This window comes from Rhodococcus sp. MTM3W5.2 (assembly GCF_001984015.1).
GTDB classification, from domain to species: Bacteria; Actinomycetota; Actinomycetes; order Mycobacteriales; family Mycobacteriaceae; genus Rhodococcus_G; species Rhodococcus_G oryzae.
In genome coordinates, this window is record NZ_CP019572.1 from 5,414,046 (window position 1) to 5,430,433 (window position 16,388).

Consider the following 16,388-nt stretch of genomic DNA (forward strand, 5'->3'; position numbering starts at 1 on the left):
AAGCGGCGCATAATGTCGATCCATGACCGTGCGCACCCGCCCCGACCTCTCGAGAATCGCCCCCTACGTGCCGGGACGCAACTTTCCCGGCGCGATCAAACTGGCCAGTAACGAGACCACCGCCGGTCCGCTGCCCAGCGTGATGGACGCGATCGCCGAGGCCGCGGCAGGCGCCAATCGCTACCCGGACAACGGGTCGGTCGCCGTGCGCGACGCGCTGGCCGCCAAGCTCGGCGTGAGCGCAGACCGGATCACCACCGGCTGCGGATCGGTCGGTATCTGCCTCGAACTGGTGCAGGCGACCTCCGGGCCGGGCGACGAGGTGATCTACGCGTGGCGCTCGTTCGAGGCCTATCCCGTGGTGGTCAAGGTCGCGGGCGCCACCCCCGTCGAGGTCCCGCTGACCGCCGACTACGAACACGACCTGGACGCCATGCTCGCGGCCATCACCGACCGCACCCGGCTGATCTTCATCTGCAACCCGAACAACCCGACGGGGACCGTCCTCGACGCCGAGGCCCTCGCGCGGTTCCTCGACGCGGTCCCCCGCACATCCTCGTCGCGCTGGACGAGGCCTACTACGAGTACGTGCGACCCGACGCGGGCGCCGAGACCGCGCCCGACGGCATCGCCCTGGCCGAAGGGCGGCCGAATGTCGTTGTACTACGGACCTTCTCGAAGGCCTACGGCCTGGCCGGTCTGAGGATCGGATACGCGATCGGCGACCCGGAGATCATCGCCGCCCTGTTCAAGGTGCACCTGCCGTTCGCGGTCACCAGCGTCGCCCAGGCCGCCGCGGTCGCCTCGCTCGCCGCCGACGCGGAACTGCTCGCCCGCACCGACGGGGTGGTCGCCGAGCGGACGCGGGTGCGGGACGCGCTGATCGCAGGCGGATACGACGTGCCGCCGACCTCTGCCAACTTCCTCTGGCTCCCGCTCGGCGACCAGGCCGCGGCCTTCGGCGAGGCAGGCGTCAGCGCGAAGGTGCTCACGCGACCGTTCGCGGGGACGGGGTGCGCGTCACCATCGGCGATCCCGACGAGAACGACACCTTCCTGGCGTTCGCCCTCGGGGCCGGGCTGCCCATCTGGAAGGCCTCCCAGCAGGGCTGAGGACTCCATACCACCCACAACGGCTCCGACCAGGGGACCTGGTCGGAGCCGTTTGTTGTTGGCGGAAGCGGAGGGATTTGAACTCTGCGGAACCCTGCAGGTCAGGACAGAAGATGCCCTCTCACCTGGCATTTCGGGTGACGCCGGGTACCGTCGGATGGCCCGGAATTGCGGCCATGTGTGCCCAAAATGTGCCCACGGATCGGGCGCCGGGAAGCTAGTCCTCAACCTCGAACGTCATGATCCAGTTGACACCACCGCCGCCAACCCAGGTGAGCTGATGCCCGACGATCCGCGCACCGCCGATCTCTGCAGCGAGGTCAGGATAGGACGACTGCAAGCTGGTGGGATCCAAGCTCAGCGAATGCGGCCTGTTTGCATACGGGAACAGGTCATTCGGCGGGACCCAGAAGACGATTCGATTTGCCATGGCGAGTTCATATCAGCCCATAGCGTCATCCAGCCACGCGGGTTGGTGCTTCACTACCCGAGTGGATCTGACGGAAACCCTGCCGTGGTCGCGCCGGAAGCTGCGACGCCTCGGCGAAGCCCTTGCGGCCGGCGACGAATCGCCAGATGGTTGCCCTCACTACGACGAGGTCATGCTCTGGCACAACGACCTGGCCGCCGAGGTAGCAGCGACACTCGCGATCACCGATTGGACGACGATAGATTCAGATTCATTCGACTTGGCTGCACGGCCGAAAACGCTCGACACCCTGGTCCAGAAGCTCCGCCGCCGTCCGCCGCGGCTCACCTTAGACCAGGTCCAGGACATCGCAGGGGTGCGAGTGGATGCAGAGTTCACACTCGATTCTCAGCTCGCACTCGCTCACGAGGTTGTTGCTTTCTTCGGCGAGGACTCCGTTGTCAAGGACATACGGGACAATCCTCATAGCGGCTACCGGGCGGTGCATGTGTGGCTCCGGCTTCCACCCGGCCGTGTGGAGATCCAGTTACGCACGACTACGCAGAGCGCATGGGCGAACACTTACGAACGTCTCGCCGACAGGATCGGACGCGGAATCCGCTATGGGGAGATTCCGGACGCCCCCGGCATCCGCGGAGTCGTCGAACACCTCCACACCTTCTCGAATGAGATTGCAGCCCTGGAGCAGCTGGAGCAGCAACTTTCCGACCTCCAAGCCGAGCTAGAGGCCGTCCCACACGGTGACAGAGATGACAATCATCGTGCCCTAGTCCGGCGCGTCGGTGAGATCGAAGATGGTGTCAGGGATTCAAGAAGCAGGTACATTGAGCTGCTACTTGACCTGAAACGTACTCTTGACGATATGGAGGATGCTTGACATGCCTGGCTACGTCATTGAGTTCAATCGTCGCACCCGAGATCGCCGAGTCCACGAGTTCGTGGACCACCAGGACGCGATGCGGTACCGCCTTCGTCTTGAAGCCGAACGAGTCGACCGAGATGTGGAAATCGCCGCACTGATCAGCAAGTCTTTGGAGACACTGCAGCGAACACACTCGCGCTACTTCACTGGCAAGGAGCTTGCCTCGGCCTCGTAGGCCCGGATCGACTCAGCAGAACGCCCCGACCTCGCTGCGAGGTCGGGGCGTTCTCTGTTCGCTGGGGTACGGCAGGCGTACCCCAGCGACTACGCGGTCGCGGTCGCGATCTTCACGACGCCGAGCGGCTGGAACACGTCAGCCTGGAACCGGCCCTCGACGCGGGCCCGGGTCTGGTTCTTCGTGAAGTCGTCGGCTACGTTCTCGCTCCACTTCACCTCGATGCCGTTGGCGTCGGTCGAGATCCCGACCGAGCTGAGGTCGAGCAGTGCGCCCGTCTTGGCGGGCAGGGCCGTCGAGACCGCAACGGGCACACCCCAGACCTTGCGCGCAGCGCGGTCGACCGGGCCGCCGAGCTCGAGCTGCCCCGCAGTGTCGGTGCGAGCGAGCTCGAGCGCTTCCCAATCGCCCGGCGCCAGCACGAACAGGCCGGGCTCGTGGCCGGCCGTCTCGGCCTTCGTGATCGCCTGCCGGGTCGTGGTGAGCAGGTTCGTCGCGAACGCCTGCACCTGGATCCCGGAGGCGCCGAGCACACCGTCAAGCTGTGGGCTCGCGCCGCTGCCGTTGAGGAACTGATTTTCGAGTGCAACCTGCAGCCCGTACAGCAGCTCGGCCGCGATGAACTGCTCAAGGTTGGTGTTGTCGGTGAGCCAGTACGAGTGAACCGGCTCCGACAGGTGCGCCACTACTTCGAGCGCCGCCTCGATGTTCTCGAGGCCGAGGACGGTCGTCGGCTTGGTCGCTCCGATCGCGACGGGCGCAGCGTTGTTCGTGCGCCCGTTCTGCCTCAGGTAGCTGTAGTGCGCCGCGCGGGTGATGGCGGGCACCGCGTCAAGCAGCGACAGCACCCGGCGCCCGAGCGCGATCGGCGACTCGGCGAGCATCGGCACGGTGGAGACGACCGCACCGGACGGCAGCAGCGCCTTCGTGCCGCCCGCCTGGTCATAGGTCATCTTCTCGGCGATTCCGGAGACTGTCCCGGCCACAGCCTTCCGGCCGAGGGCCAGGTACCCGCGGCCCTTCGCCTGTCCGCCTTCACCTTCCGGTGAACCGATTTCGGAGGCCAGGGACTTCGCGGCGTCGAACACCTCGAGATCGCGCCGGCCTTCCTTGATCTGCTCGAGGAGGCTCCTGCTCTTCGCCATGCTGTTGTCGAACTCGCGCCGCTCGTCCGTGGTGAACTCGCGGCCCTCGAGCTGCGTCTTCGCAGCGATTGCCTGCGCCTTCGCGACAACCGTCTCGGCCTCGTCGCGGAGCTCCTTGAGCTTGCTCTTGGTCATCATGGTGAAACCTCTTTCGGTACAGCGCCGCTCACGGTTCGCAGGCAGCGCGAAATGACTTGGGGGTTTCGCCAGGTGGACGGGTTTACCGATGGCCTGCCAAGGCGCCCTAGGGCCTCGGAGGCGGGCGGATTCATGTGGCCCAGTCCTGGTCTTCTCGACCGTCCTCCGGGAGCGACGCCCGAACTGCTGGCCCTTGCCTGCGTCTTCGCCGCGTCCGGCGAGACCAGGGGACGGACAGTTCGAACGTCGCCTACAACCCGAGAAAGGTCGATGCAGATTCTACGGCCTTGCGTGCCAATATCGCTCGTCCCATTCGCGGGCGGTGTCGACGGGCATCGTGGCGACCTCGGCCCCGTCCTCCACGCCAAACGGGCCCCGCACGGTCTTCCGCACACGGACGGGACGGGTCTCGGCGGTCGTCTCCGCGCGGCAACCGAGGTCATGATGACCCCAACTGCCCACGACTTCGCCCGGAGCGGACTCGGTGTCGCTCATAAGCCCCCTCGGTCTGACTCACGCTCGCGTCGAGCAGCACCATGCTCAGCGTCTTCCGCGCGCCGTCCTCGCCGACCGTTCCGACGAGCAGCTCCACGGTGGCAGAGGCCATCGCGGCGAGCAGTCCGGGCAGCCCGGCCGGTGAGGCGTGGGCTTCGTCGAGAATCTTGGTGACTTCGGCGGGCGTGCCGTCGAGGCAGGCGAGCAGCAAGCTCGCGGCCCGGATTGTGTGGATGGTATCGATCTCGGTCATGGTGAACCGTCCTGTCGTCGTTGTGGTTTCGATCTGCGGCCCAGGCCGGGCGAGATACCCCCATGAGCCCGAATCTGAGCGCGAAGAAGCGGGGCTACCGCAGCGCAGTCCGCCGGCCAGGGTGTAGAAATCCCGACCCCTATCCCCCGGCCCGTCGCTTCCGGCCCTCAGCTGCCTCCTGCGCGGTCTTCTCCCGGTGGTGAGGAACGCAGATGCCGCGGAGGTTCGTGCGGTCGTAGCGATCTCCTCCGGCCGCCAGCGGCACGATGTGGTCGACCTCGACGGACGCGCGCTGACATCCGAGGACCGCGCAGAACGGTTGCTCGTCCAGCACCTGGCGCCGCAGTGCCCGCGCCCGGCGCGTCGAGCTGCCAGGGTTCTTGGACCCGGCCCACGGCGGTCGGCAGGTCGGGCACCCGCGGGGTTGCTGTGCGCCTTGCGGCACTTCGGGCACATCCGAGGTGGTGCGGTGGGCATCAGATTGCCTCCTTCGGCTGAAAGATGAGCTCGTATCCCGCAGGGCTGAAGTAGGTTTCGAGGGTCGGCGGCCGGTGGTCACGCAGATGTTGCGAGTACAGATCGGCTGGTCCGATCACCAGCCGTCCGTCCCGGGGTAGCGCGCCGTGAATTGCCCTGAGAAGGCGGTGCTGCTCGTCCGACGTGAAGAAGCGCCAGCAGTTCGCCACGATCACCACATCGACAGCCGGGCATTGAAGTGGCGGAGATCTCGCACGGCGAAACGCACGCGACGTCGGATGTGCTCGCGCACGATGTACCGGTCCCCCGCTGCCGCATAGCTGCGGCAGTCAGTCTGCGCAGTCCTGAGGGGAGTCGGCTCCCGCGGTTCATGTACTCATCCATGAGCTCGACGCCGTAGCTGCTGGCGCGTGCCGCGGCGACCGCGTCGGGATTGACGTCGGAGGCGTACACAGTGCCGTCGACGCCGAGTGCGTCGAGCATGATCGCCGCGGAGTACGCTTCCTCGCCCGTCGAGCAGGCAGCCGACCAAATGTCGCAGCGCTCGCGTCCACGCACGTAGGCGCCGAGGTGCCGCCACACTTTCGGGCTGCGAAACCACCCGGTGGTTGCGTTCTGCGGACTGTCCACGGTCGGTGGGGTCAGCATCTCAGATCACCCTCTCTGCTTGACCTGGTCGGCTGCGTCGTGCAGCTGGTCGGCGAGCGCGCGGGCCTCATTGCACGAGAGCGCGTAGCCCTGACTGCCCAGAAGCAGCAGGATCGGATTGCGGCAGTTCGGGTTGTGGGTGACCGTTGGATCGACCCTGCGGGGCTGCAGGCGCATCAGTTCTCGTCCTCCTCGCGGTGCATCGGGCAGTAGGTGCCCGTCCGGATCAGATGCGCGCAGCTCGGTGCTGCGCAGCGTTGGATGGTCATGCGGTGGCGTTCCTCGCTGCGAAGTCATGGACGGTCGCGGTGCGGGCCAGGTGCGGCCGGCACTGCAAGCACGGCACCGGTCGGCCGTCGAGGTCTGTTCCGAGCCAGCCGCTCTGACACCGGGGGTCGTGGAACCGCGGCGGCTTGGCGTCTTCGGGCTCTTCGCCATATCGATCAGGCATAGTTCGTCCTCCTCGCGCGTGCGGTGGTGAGTTGCGCTCTCAAGCCGGGAACGCTCTCTTTGTTCTGGTAGTGGGTGGTCTTGTTCTGGGTGTCCGACATGGGTGTCGGGTAGAAGCGACACCCATGTCGGGTAGACGTGTCACCGGTGTCGGGTAGACATTTCGATCTACCCGACAGTGGTGTCGGGTAGAGACGAGTTCTCTGCCCGACGCCCATGTCGGCTAGACCTTCCACTCGTCGGCATCGAGAACCAGCCGATCGAGCACATCGGCAGGCACCGTGAGGCGGTACTCGTTCGGCAGGCCGATGTGCCGGTTGCCGTACTTGGTGCGGACGATGAAGCCAGCAGATTGCAGCCACGCCATCCCTCGCTCGACCGTCCGAGGGGTCTTCTCGATGACGTTGGCAAGACGGATGTTTGACGGGTGCACCCGGGTGCCGTCACCGTCGGCATAGCTCGCCAGCACGAACGCGAGGAACTTCACCCCAGCGGGCATAGACGCACGGCGGACGATGCGCTCCCACTCGAACCGGCGCACCGGCTGCGGCCCCTCGTACTCGATCACTGGCTCAGCGGACACGGTCAGCGGCCGCCCTGCTCGAGCTCGACGAGCGCAGCGGCAAGGGCGTCGACCAGACCGACGGCCTCTGCAGTGGTGAGGGACAGGTACAGCCCCATCCCGTAGCGGATCCGGACGCCGGGTGAGAGCTGATCGTGCACCGCGGTCGCGGTCGGCGTTACGGCCTCGATCTGGTGGTCTGTGGACACGTGCATCACGCCACCTCCTCGGTCGTTCCGCGGGCGGCGTCCACGGCCAGCAACAAGCTGTGTGCCAGTTCAGCGGCTTCGTCGAGGGTGAATCGATACTCGCTGCCGGCGATTCGCTCACGCCTACCGTCAACGCCGGCCCAGCGTTCGACATGGATGTACGGCTCACGCTCGAGCGCGTACTGGCGGATCTGTACCGAGACGTGCGCCGGGTCGATTCGTTCACCATTGGTGACGTAGGAACCGGGGTGACGACTCAACGTGTTTCGCATCGCCTCGGATCGCAGCTCAACGCCGTTGGGTGCGGGCCTGACGAACTCGCTGTATGCCCACCAGGTGGGCAGTTCGAGGTCGGCAGTGGTCTCGTCGACATGGATGGACCGACCGTGCTGGCTGTTCTCAGCGAGGGCGTTCCATCGCGAACCCGACGAGGTGGCGCTGGGCTGATCGGGCGATAGGCTCACGGTCGAATCTGCTCCTTCTTGGGTGTTGGGGTGGTTCTCGGCGCCCTCGGCCACATGTGCGGTTGCATCCGCGTGGCCGGGGGCGTTTCTCGTGGTACGGGTGCTGGTCATGCAGCACCCGGCCGGTCGTCTGTGCGCTGCAGAGTGTTCGCATCAGCCCATGCCAGGACGTCCGCCCAGCGGTAGAGCACACGGCGGCCGTGCTTCACGAACTTCGGGCCGACTCCGCGGTAGCGGTCCTGGGCGAGCTTGGAGCTAGTGGTCCGCAGGTAAGCGGCAACTTCGTCCGGCGTGGCGAGAGGGGACTCTGGCATCGTTGAACCTCCGTCATGATTCTGATGCCTATCATTTTGATAGGTCTGACGAGCACTATGCAGTGCGATCGACGAGAAGTCAATACGATGCTGGTGCATATCATTTTGATAGTTCATACTTCGGGGATGAGCGAGAAGAAGAACCCGCTGGGACCCACCGGCATCACGGTCGCCGAGAACATCAAGCGCCTTCGGGAAGAACGCCGACTGACGTACGTTGAGCTCAGCCAGACGCTCACTGAGCTCGGCCGGCCAATCGCCACGCTGGGCCTGTCTCGTATCGAGTCCGGACAGCGTCGGGTGGACGCGGATGACTTGATGGCGCTCGCAAGCGCACTAGGCGTATCGCCAAACTTCCTTCTTCAGCCTCGAGGCCGCGACCGTGACACGCCCGTCGAGGTAACAGGAACTCGCGAAGCGTCGACCGTGGAGAACGCTTACTACTTCCTCGAGGGAGTTCGAACCCTGAACGGGGACAACAACCTTGAGTTCGCTGCCCGCTCGCTCCCCGAGTTTCTCCATATCCGACGGGAGGCCAGGCGCGACTCCTGGAGCACCCCGGGCCGCACGTGGATCTACCGAGCTATGGAGACGGACGGGAATGACGTGAAGTGGTCAGTCACCGAGTCGGACGAAAGCGTGCTGGCTCGGGAGGACGAGGACGACTGATGGCAACCATCGAGCCGTACTCGACGGCGGCCGGCAAGCGGTACATGGTCCGCTACCGCACGCCCGAGCACGGCCAGACGAAGAAGCGCGGCTTTAGGACGAAGCGCGATGCCGAAGCGTTCGCCGCGACGGTCGAAGTCGAGAAGCTCACCGGGTCATACGTCGCCCCGGCGCTCGGTCGGATCACGGTCGGCGAACTCGGTGCGGACTGGCTGGCACGCAAGCAGACCGACGTAAAGCCGTCCTCATACAACAGCCTCGAGACCGCGTGGCGGATCCACGTCGCGCCGCGGTGGGGGCGTACCCGGATCGCGGACATCGACCTCGATGCGGTCGAGCGCTGGATCACGGAGCTGGTGCGCGCAGGCAAGGGCCCGACAGTGGTGATCCGGGCGTACGGCGTGCTCGCGAGCATCCTGGACGGCGCGGTGAAGGCGAGGCGGCTGGCGTCGAACCCGGCCCGCGGCGTCGAGAACCTGCCTCGGAAACAACGCAAGGCGCGGGTCTACCTCACACACGAGCAAGTGCAGGCGCTCGCCGAGGAGTCCGGCCAGCACGAGACCCTGGTCTACCTCCTCGCGTACTGCGGCCTGCGCTGGGGCGAGGCGATCGCGCTGCGCGTCGAGCACCTGGACCTGCTCCGGAAGCGGCTCACGGTCGTCGACAACGCGGTGCAGGTGAACATGCAGATTCACGTCGGGACCCCGAAGTCGCACGTGCACCGCTCGGTGCCGATCCCACCGTTCCTCGTCGAGATGCTGGCGCGGCAGTGCGAGGGCCAGGCCCGCGGCGACCTCGTGTTCCCCGGCCGCGGCGGCGGGTATCTCCTGCGGCCGGTGAGCTTCACGGGGTGGTTCACGAAGGCCGTCCAGCGCGCGGACGTCCCTCCTCTGACACCGCACGACCTCCGGCACACCGCGGCGTCGCTGGCGGTGTCGGCGGGCGTCAACGTGAAGGCGCTGCAGCGGATGCTCGGACACGCGTCGGCGGCGATGACGCTGGACACCTACGCGGACCTGTTCGACGACGATCTCGAGGCCGTGGGAAGCGCCCTCGATGACGCGCGTTCGCGAGCGAGTGTGCCCAAAGTGTGCCCACCAGCGCCCCGGAGCGACCGCGGCAGCGCATGAAAATGGCCCTCACCTGCACTTACAGGCGAGGGGCCAGTGGCGGAAGCGGAGGGATTTGAACCCCCGGTCGCTCTCACGACGCTCGCTTTCAAGGCGAGTGCATTCGGCCGCTCTGCCACGCTTCCATCGCAGATCCTAACGGCACCCCCGGTGCCCGGCGGAATCCACCGCGCCGGGTCAGCCCGCCGATCGCTCGCCGATGGCCGTGTTCACCTTGGTGAACACCCCCTCGACGCTCGTCAGCTCGTCCGCGTCCAGCAGATCGACGAGATAGCGACGAACCCCGTTGACGTGCGTTGGGGCCGCCTCCTCGAGCCGTCGGCGCCCCTCCTCGGTGAGGATCGCCAACACCCCGCGGCCGTCGTCGAGGCAGGTGTTCCTGGTGACCATCCCGTCCGCCTCCATCCGACGGATCTGGTGGGTCAGCTTGCTGCGTGAGGAGATCACGCCGTCCGCGAGATCGCTCATCCGGACCGACCCGTCCGGCGATTCGGACAGCATCACGAGAATTCGATAATCGGCCGTGGTGAGCCCGTGGCGATCCTGTAACTCGCGGTTGAGTAAGCCCATCAGCCGCTGGGAGCCGTCGATGAAGGCGCGCCACGCGGCCATCTCCGTGTCGTCGAGCCAGCGGGGGTCTCGTCCTCAGAACCGTCGATCTGTGTTGTCACGCAACCATTCTAGTTGCCTGCCCTCACGATTCATACCGCTCGGTCTGAAAGACCGGCGTTGCATCAGCCGGACACCGCGCGCAACGCGGAGGTGTCGATCTCGGCGAGGTTCGCGAAGCCGGCCAATCCGAGCGTCAGATCGAAATCCGCCAGCAGAATTCGCAGCGCGTGCCGGACGCCCGCCTTGCCCGCTATACCGAGCCCGTACACCCATGGCCTGCCGTAGAGCACCGCGTCCGCACCGAGCGCCAACGCCGTGAGCACGTCCGCCCCACACCGAATTCCCGAGTCCAGCAACACATCCGCGTGGTCGCCCACCGCCGCGGCGACCGGCGCGAGGGCGTCGAGCGCGGCGATCGCACCGTCCACCTGCCTGCCGCCGTGATTGCTCACCACCACGCCCGACGCGCCCGCGTCGACCACCGCGCGTGCGTCGTCCGGGTGCAGGATGCCCTTGACCGCGATCGGCAGGTCCGTCCACTCCCGCAGGCGGGTCACGTCCGCCGGGCGCAGGCTGTGGTTCCCGAACATCGACACCCAGGTCAGCACGGCCATCTGCATCGCCTCGGCGCTCTCCTCGGGCGCGCTGGCGAGCCGAGACAGGAAGACGGGGTCGGTGAGATAGTTCGCGATCCCCTTGCCCTGCAGGAACGGCAGGTGACCGAGCTCGAGATCTCTTGGGCGCCATCCCATTCCCGGCGTGTCCGCGGTGAGCACGATTGCCTTCGCGCCCGCGGCCTCGGCCCGGCGCACCAGCGACTGCGCCACCTCGTCGTCGGCGGGCCAGTAGAGCTGGTACCACCAGTTCTCGCCGGACACCGCCCCGACCTGCTCGATGGGGGTGGACGACGCCGTGGACAACACCGAGCCGATCCCGAGCTCGTCGGCGGCCTCGCCGACCGCGAGCTCCGCGTTCGGGTGCACCAGTTCGAGGACCCCGACGGGCGCGGTCAGCACCGGTGCGGCCAGCCGGGTGCCGAGCACCTCCACGCTCAGGTCCCGCGCGTCCGGGGCCGCGGTCCCGCGCAGCATCCGGGGCACGATCGAGTGCCGCTGGAATGCAGCCAGGTTCGCGGCGGCGGTCCGCTCGCTCGATGCGCTGCCGGCGATGTAGGCGAAGGCCTCCTCCGACAGCGTGATCGCGGCCAGCTCCTCGAGCCCGGCCGCGGTCATCGGCAGCTCGGGCCTGGCGCCGCCGACCCCGGACAGGTAGATCTCGTTCTGCAAGTTGCCGAAGTAGGTCACCCGCGTGACGGTAGCGGGTCGCGGCCCCCGACGGGAGGGGTCGGCGCATCGGTTCGGCCGCTCCCGCGACAGCGGGACGGCCGCGGGGATAGCGTCGACATCATGCGCGCCATCACCGTGACCGGCCCCGGCGGACCCGAGGTGCTCGAGTGGACCGAGGTCCCCGATCCGCGGCCGGGACCGGGCCAGGTCCTCATCGACGTCGCGGCCACCGCGATCAACCGCGCCGACCTGTTGCAGCGGGAGGGCCTGTATCCCCCGCCGCCGGGAGCCAGCGAGATCCTCGGGCTCGAATGTTCGGGCACCATCGCCGAACTCGGCGACGGCGTGCGCGGCTGGGCGGTCGGCGACCCGGTGTGCGCGCTGCTGTCCGGCGGCGGCTACGCGCAGCGGGTGGCGGTCCCGGCGACCCAGCTCCTGCCGGTACCCGACGGCCTGGACCTGATCGCGTCGGCGGCGCTGCCCGAGGTGGCCTGCACGGTGTGGTCGAACCTGGTGATGATCGCCGGCCTGCAGGCGGGCCAGGTGGTGTTGATCCACGGCGGCGGGGGCGGCATCGGCACCCACGCGATCCAGGTGGCGGCCGCGCTCGGCGCCACCGTCGCCGCGACGGCGGGCTCCGAACACAAGCTGGCGGTGTGCCGTCGGCTGGGCGCGTCGATCGCCGTCAACTATCGCGAGGACGACTTCGTGGCCGCGCTGTCCGCGACCCCCCGCGGCGGCGCCGACCTGATCCTCGACAACATGGGCGGCGCCTACCTCGGACGGAACATCGACGCCCTGGCCAAGGACGGGCAGCTATGCGTCATCGGCATGCAGGGCGGCCGGGTCGGCGAGCTGGACCTGGGCAAGCTGCTCGCCAAGCGGGGCCGGGTGTTCGCGACGGGCCTGCGCGGCAGGCCGGAGACCGGGCGCTCGAGCAAGGCCGCCATCGTCGCCGCGGTCACCGAGCGCCTCTGGCCGATGGTCGCGGACGGGGCCGTCCGGCCTGTGGTGCACGCCGAGCTGCCGATCACCGACGCCGCGCGGGCCCATGCCCTGCTGGATTCGCCCGAGACCGTCGGCAAGGTCGTGCTGACGCTCGAGTGAGGCCGATCAGCCGAGGGCGGCGACGGCGCGCACGAGCTGATCGATCTCGTACCGGGTGGTGTAGGGCGCAAGACCGATCGTCACGGCACCGCCCTCGTCACTGACCCCGAGCGAGTCCAGCAGCCTGCTGCCGCCCCGCTCGCCGACGAGGGTCCCGATCCGGCGCTCGGCGAAGTGCAGCGACACCTTCTCCGCTGGCACCCCCGCGACCGTGAAGCTGATGGTCGGCACGCGGCTGTGTGAGGTGCCGATCAGCATCACCTGGGGCAGCCGCCGCAGCGACGCCATCAGATAGTCGAAGATCCGGTCGTGGTAATCCTGCAGCGAGCTGATCGAGGTCTCCAGGCGCTCCCTGCGGCTGCCGCGGGCGGTCTCGTCCAGTCCGGCCAGGTAGTCGATCGAGGCCGTCAGCCCGGCGAGCAGGGCGTACTGGTGCCCGCCCATCTCCAGCCGCTCCGGCCCGGTGGCGTACGGGTTCAACGAGATCGCGGGGATCTTGTCGAGCAATGCGGGCTCGCGGAAGATCAGGGCGCCGATCTGCGGACCGCCCCAGCTCGGCGCGTTGACCGCGAGCACGTCGGCACCCATCTCGTGGATGTCAACGTGTGCGTAGGGCGCGGCAGCGATGGCGTCGGCGACCAGCAGGCCACCGACCTCGTGGATCCGGTCCGCGGCCACCCGCACGTCCGGCGCCGACCCGACGATCGGGGAGGCCGCGGTCAGCGCGACCAGTCGCGTTGTCGACCCGATCAGCTCGGCGAACTGCCAGCTGGGCAGGTCGCAGGTGTCGATCTCGACCTCGGCCCAACGAACCTGCGCGCCATAGCGATTCGCCACCCGCAACCAGGGCGCGACATTGGCTTCCTCGTCGAGCCGGGAGAGCACGACCCCGGTACCGAGGCCGAGCCTCGAGCTGAGCGCCTCGGCCAGCCAGGCCAACAGCACGGCCCGATCCTGGCCGAGCACCACGCCGGCCGGGTCGCCGCCCACGAGATCGGCGACCGCCTCGCGGGCCGCCTCCAGTGTCGCGGCGCTGCGCCGCGACGAGACGTGCTTGCCGGTGTGGGAGGCCGCGGAGCCACGGAACGCGGTCGAGACCGCGGTGGACACCGAATCCGGATGCTGCATGCCGGCCTGAGGATCGAGATGGATCCAACCGTCTCCGAGCGAAGGGATAAGTCCCCGCACCCGGGCGACGTCGTATGCCATGCCCGACAGCCTAGGACCTAATTTCGAAACGGTGCGATGCGGATGGCCGGATTGTGAGGCATCACAGTATCTGTAACTGCATACAACACAAACTTTTCCGGGCCCGTGCCGCACGCCGAAACCCGTGCATGGTTCGCAGCCGGTCGATGCGCGGGCTGCCGTCCTGAGACAAGATGGAGCCATGACGCAACCGGACAATGAGCAGGTGGTCGTGATCGGACCCGACGGGCAACCCATGATGGTCGCCGCCGCAGGCCTCCCCGGCGTCGGATCGGGTCCGGGCGACACCGGCTTCGCGGGCGCGGGCCGGCCAGACGGAGAGAACGGCGAGAATCTCGCAGAAATGGTCGAACAGCCGGCCAAGGTGATGCGGATCGGCACCATGATCAAGCAACTCCTCGAGGAGGTCCGCGCGGCACCGCTCGACGACGCCAGCCGGAACCGGCTCAAGGAGATCCACAAGTCCTCGATCCGGGAGCTCGAGCAGGGGCTTGCCCCCGAACTCCGCGACGAACTCGAACGACTGACCCTGCCGTTCACCGACGACACGGTGCCCTCCGACGCCGAGCTGCGGATCGCGCAGGCGCAGCTCGTCGGCTGGCTCGAGGGCCTCTTCCACGGCATCCAGACCGCACTGTTCGCCCAGCAGATGGCGGCCCGGTCCCAGCTCGAGCAGATTCGCCAGGGCGCGCTGCCACCAGGCATGGGCGCAGGCCACGGGCACCAGAATCCGCAGCAGGGCTCGGGTACCGGCCAGTACCTCTAGCCGTGCGCGTGGTTGGGCCCGCCGGTGCGACCAGTAGGCTCGACCCTCGTGGATGAAAGGCGCGCATGACTGAGCACGTGAGCATCGAGACCGACAACGCGTGCGTCGACTTCCCCATCTTCGACGCCAAGACCCGGTCTCTGAAGAAGGCGTTCCTGGGCAAGGCGGGCGGCTCGATCGGCCGTAACAGCTCGGACGTCGTGGTCGTCGAGGCACTACGCGACATCACCATGTCCCTCAAGGAGGGCGATCGGATCGGCCTGGTCGGCCACAACGGTGCGGGCAAGTCGACGCTGCTGCGGCTGCTGTCCGGAATCTACGAGCCGACCAGGGGAAGCGCCCGCGTGCGGGGCCGCGTCGCCCCTGTCTTCGACCTCGGCGTCGGCATGGACCCGGAGATCTCCGGGTACGAGAACATCATCATCCGCGGCATGTTCCTTGGCATGACCCGCAAACAGATGCTCGCCAAGATGGACGAGATCGCGGACTTCACCGAGCTCGGCGAGTACCTGTCGATGCCGCTGCGGACCTACTCCACCGGCATGCGGGTGCGGGTGGCCCTCGGCGTCGTGACGAGCATCGACCCCGAGATCCTGCTGCTCGACGAGGGCATCGGGGCGGTTGACGCGGACTTCATGAAGAAGGCCCGGGTCCGGCTGCAGGCGCTGGTGCAGCGCTCCGGGATCCTGGTCTTCGCCAGCCATTCCAACGAGTTCCTCGCCCAGCTCTGCGACTCCGCGATGTGGATCGACCACGGTCAGATCCGGATGCACGGCGGGATCGAGGACGTGGTCAGGGCCTACGAGGGCGACGACGCGGCCGATCACGTCGCGCATGTGATCAAGGAAATGGAACGCGAGAATGCCGAGTCGGCGACCGAGTCGGCGCGCGCGGCGAACGGCACCGCGTGAGCGTCCCGTCCGACCCCAAGATCATCGGAGTGGTGGTCACCCATCAGCGCCGCGAGCTGCTCGCCGAGTCGCTGAAGGTGCTCGCCACCCAGTCCCGGCCGCTCGATCACCTCATCGTGGTCGACAACGCCGCCGAGGATGCGGTCGCCGAACTGGTGGACGGCGCCGACCTGCCGACCACGTACCTGGGCTCCAAGCACAACCTGGGCGGCGCGGGCGGCTTCGCGCTCGGCATGCTCTATGCGCTCTCACTCGGTGCCGACTGGGTGTGGCTCGCCGACGACGACGGCAGGCCCGACGGCCCGGACGTGCTGGCCACGCTCTACGACTGTGCGCAGCGGCACGGGTTGGCCGAGGTCTCCCCCGTGGTGTGCGACATCGGCGATCCCGACCGGCTGGCCTTCCCGCTGCGCCGCGGGCTCGAGTGGCGGCGGCTGCGCTCCGAACTGGGCGAGGACGACCTGCTGCCGGGGATCGCTTCGCTCTTCAACGGCGCCCTGTTCTCGGCCGATGCCATCGACGCCGTCGGGGTGCCCGACCTGCGACTGTTCGTCCGGGGCGACGAGGTCGAGGTGCACCGTCGGCTGGTCCGCTCGGGGTTGCCGTTCGGCACCTGCCTGCAGACGGCGTACCTGCACCCCTACGGCACCGACGAGTTCAAGCCGATCCTCGGTGGGCGGATGCACACCCAGTACCCCGACAACGACACCAAACGCTTCTTCACCTACCGCAACCGCGGGTACCTGCTGTCCCAGCCCGGCATGCGCAAGCTGCTGCCCCAGGAGTGGCTGCGGTTCGGCTGGTATTTCCTGATCACCAAGCGCGACCCGGCCGGCCTGCGGGAATGGGTGCGACTGCGCAAGCTGGGCCGAGAGGAACGTTTTGAACGACCGTGACCTGAGTG

The 16,388-nt window shown here is 67.7% G+C and carries 21 protein-coding genes, 1 tRNA gene and 2 pseudogenes; 9 read left to right on the forward strand and 15 right to left on the reverse strand.

Annotation, left to right across the window (positions count from 1 at the left end; all coding sequences use genetic code 11):
* Window positions 1-22 precede the first annotated feature (22 nt).
* Window positions 23-1,112, forward strand: a pseudogene (gene hisC, locus BTZ20_RS24770) (histidinol-phosphate transaminase).
* A 217-nt stretch (window positions 1,113-1,329) separates the two neighbouring features.
* Here hisC and BTZ20_RS27450 read toward each other — a convergent pair.
* Window positions 1,330-1,542 carry a hypothetical protein gene (locus tag BTZ20_RS27450; RefSeq protein WP_077043174.1) on the reverse strand — a complete coding sequence of 71 codons (213 nt, stop codon included), beginning with the start codon at window positions 1,540-1,542 and terminating at the stop codon, window positions 1,330-1,332.
* A gap of 61 nt (window positions 1,543-1,603) precedes the next feature.
* On the opposite strand from BTZ20_RS27450, the gene BTZ20_RS24780 reads away from it, so the two are divergent.
* Together BTZ20_RS24780 and BTZ20_RS24785 are read left to right on the forward strand one after the other, a co-directional pair.
* Window positions 1,604-2,419, forward strand: a complete 816-nt coding sequence (locus BTZ20_RS24780; RefSeq protein ID WP_189636546.1) for a GTP pyrophosphokinase family protein — start codon at window positions 1,604-1,606, stop codon at window positions 2,417-2,419.
* Window position 2,420: 1 nt separating this feature from the next.
* Window positions 2,421-2,639, forward strand: coding sequence for a hypothetical protein (locus BTZ20_RS24785; protein ID WP_223263510.1), 219 nt, complete (start codon window positions 2,421-2,423; stop codon window positions 2,637-2,639).
* An 89-nt stretch (window positions 2,640-2,728) separates the two neighbouring features.
* Here BTZ20_RS24785 and BTZ20_RS24790 read toward each other — a convergent pair whose 3' ends face one another.
* The 10 genes and pseudogenes from BTZ20_RS24790 to BTZ20_RS24830 form a co-directional block, all read right to left on the reverse strand.
* Window positions 2,729-3,922, reverse strand: coding sequence for a phage major capsid protein (locus BTZ20_RS24790; protein WP_077043177.1), 1,194 nt, complete (start codon window positions 3,920-3,922; stop codon window positions 2,729-2,731).
* Between the two features lie 439 nt (window positions 3,923-4,361).
* Entirely contained in the window at window positions 4,362-4,670 is a 309-nt protein-coding gene (locus tag BTZ20_RS24795; RefSeq protein ID WP_077043178.1) for a hypothetical protein, read from the reverse strand.
* Between the two features lie 139 nt (window positions 4,671-4,809).
* Window positions 4,810-5,115, reverse strand: coding sequence for an HNH endonuclease signature motif containing protein (locus BTZ20_RS26990; RefSeq protein WP_189636547.1), 306 nt, complete (start codon window positions 5,113-5,115; stop codon window positions 4,810-4,812).
* Window positions 5,116-5,146: 31 nt separating this feature from the next.
* On the reverse strand, window positions 5,147-5,365 hold the full coding sequence (locus BTZ20_RS27455) for a CheR family methyltransferase (protein ID WP_077043179.1): 219 nt from the start codon (window positions 5,363-5,365) through the stop codon (window positions 5,147-5,149).
* Between the two features lie 181 nt (window positions 5,366-5,546).
* Window positions 5,547-5,795: pseudogene (locus tag BTZ20_RS30020) on the reverse strand (CheR family methyltransferase); the annotation flags it as partial.
* 6 nt (window positions 5,796-5,801) lie between these two features.
* Window positions 5,802-5,972 carry a hypothetical protein gene (locus tag BTZ20_RS27460; protein WP_189636549.1) on the reverse strand — a complete coding sequence of 57 codons (171 nt, stop codon included), beginning with the start codon at window positions 5,970-5,972 and terminating at the stop codon, window positions 5,802-5,804.
* A gap of 496 nt (window positions 5,973-6,468) precedes the next feature.
* Window positions 6,469-6,813 carry a helix-turn-helix domain-containing protein gene (locus tag BTZ20_RS24815; RefSeq protein WP_077043181.1) on the reverse strand — a complete coding sequence of 115 codons (345 nt, stop codon included), beginning with the start codon at window positions 6,811-6,813 and terminating at the stop codon, window positions 6,469-6,471.
* Between the two features lie 17 nt (window positions 6,814-6,830).
* On the reverse strand, window positions 6,831-7,022 hold the full coding sequence (locus BTZ20_RS24820) for a hypothetical protein (protein ID WP_077043182.1): 192 nt from the start codon (window positions 7,020-7,022) through the stop codon (window positions 6,831-6,833).
* Window positions 7,022-7,480 (reverse strand): hypothetical protein, encoded by a 459-nt coding sequence (locus BTZ20_RS24825; RefSeq protein ID WP_077043183.1) that lies wholly within the window; start codon window positions 7,478-7,480, stop codon window positions 7,022-7,024. Before BTZ20_RS24825 ends, BTZ20_RS24820 begins: the two co-directional genes overlap by 1 nt.
* A gap of 107 nt (window positions 7,481-7,587) precedes the next feature.
* Entirely contained in the window at window positions 7,588-7,794 is a 207-nt protein-coding gene (locus BTZ20_RS24830; protein WP_077043184.1) for a helix-turn-helix transcriptional regulator, read from the reverse strand.
* A gap of 126 nt (window positions 7,795-7,920) precedes the next feature.
* On the opposite strand from BTZ20_RS24830, the gene BTZ20_RS24835 reads away from it, so the two are divergent.
* Together BTZ20_RS24835 and BTZ20_RS24840 are read left to right on the forward strand one after the other, a co-directional pair.
* Window positions 7,921-8,463, forward strand: coding sequence for a helix-turn-helix domain-containing protein (locus BTZ20_RS24835; protein WP_189636550.1), 543 nt, complete (start codon window positions 7,921-7,923; stop codon window positions 8,461-8,463).
* On the forward strand, window positions 8,463-9,593 hold the full coding sequence (locus tag BTZ20_RS24840; protein WP_077043186.1) for a tyrosine-type recombinase/integrase: 1,131 nt from the start codon (window positions 8,463-8,465) through the stop codon (window positions 9,591-9,593). The genes BTZ20_RS24835 and BTZ20_RS24840 overlap by 1 nt, the downstream gene beginning before the upstream one ends.
* Window positions 9,594-9,630: 37 nt before the next feature.
* Here the strand turns inward: BTZ20_RS24840 and BTZ20_RS24845 are convergent.
* The 3 genes from BTZ20_RS24845 to BTZ20_RS24855 form a co-directional block, all read right to left on the reverse strand.
* A tRNA-Ser gene (locus tag BTZ20_RS24845) sits at window positions 9,631-9,718 on the reverse strand.
* Window positions 9,719-9,770: 52 nt separating this feature from the next.
* Window positions 9,771-10,205 carry a MarR family winged helix-turn-helix transcriptional regulator gene (locus tag BTZ20_RS24850; protein ID WP_077043187.1) on the reverse strand — a complete coding sequence of 145 codons (435 nt, stop codon included), beginning with the start codon at window positions 10,203-10,205 and terminating at the stop codon, window positions 9,771-9,773.
* Window positions 10,206-10,327: 122 nt separating this feature from the next.
* On the reverse strand, window positions 10,328-11,509 hold the full coding sequence (locus BTZ20_RS24855) for an alpha-hydroxy-acid oxidizing protein (protein WP_077043188.1): 1,182 nt from the start codon (window positions 11,507-11,509) through the stop codon (window positions 10,328-10,330).
* Window positions 11,510-11,611: 102 nt separating this feature from the next.
* Between BTZ20_RS24855 and BTZ20_RS24860 the strand changes: the two genes are divergently transcribed.
* Complete coding sequence (locus BTZ20_RS24860) at window positions 11,612-12,598, forward strand: NAD(P)H-quinone oxidoreductase (RefSeq protein WP_077043189.1); 987 nt, start codon at window positions 11,612-11,614, stop codon at window positions 12,596-12,598.
* Between the two features lie 6 nt (window positions 12,599-12,604).
* Here BTZ20_RS24860 and BTZ20_RS24865 read toward each other — a convergent pair whose 3' ends face one another.
* Window positions 12,605-13,807 carry a cysteine desulfurase-like protein gene (locus BTZ20_RS24865; protein WP_077043190.1) on the reverse strand — a complete coding sequence of 401 codons (1,203 nt, stop codon included), beginning with the start codon at window positions 13,805-13,807 and terminating at the stop codon, window positions 12,605-12,607.
* Between the two features lie 181 nt (window positions 13,808-13,988).
* Between BTZ20_RS24865 and BTZ20_RS24870 the strand changes: the two genes are divergently transcribed.
* The 3 genes from BTZ20_RS24870 (at window position 13,989) to BTZ20_RS24880 (ending at window position 16,380) form a co-directional block, all read left to right on the forward strand.
* Complete coding sequence (locus tag BTZ20_RS24870) at window positions 13,989-14,573, forward strand: bacterial proteasome activator family protein (protein WP_077043191.1); 585 nt, start codon at window positions 13,989-13,991, stop codon at window positions 14,571-14,573.
* 65 nt (window positions 14,574-14,638) lie between these two features.
* Window positions 14,639-15,484, forward strand: coding sequence for an ABC transporter ATP-binding protein (locus tag BTZ20_RS24875; RefSeq protein WP_077043192.1), 846 nt, complete (start codon window positions 14,639-14,641; stop codon window positions 15,482-15,484).
* Window positions 15,481-16,380: a glycosyltransferase gene (locus tag BTZ20_RS24880; RefSeq protein WP_077043193.1), complete on the forward strand. Its 900-nt coding sequence runs from the start codon at window positions 15,481-15,483 to the stop codon at window positions 16,378-16,380. The genes BTZ20_RS24875 and BTZ20_RS24880 overlap by 4 nt, the downstream gene beginning before the upstream one ends.
* Window positions 16,381-16,388 lie beyond the last annotated feature (8 nt).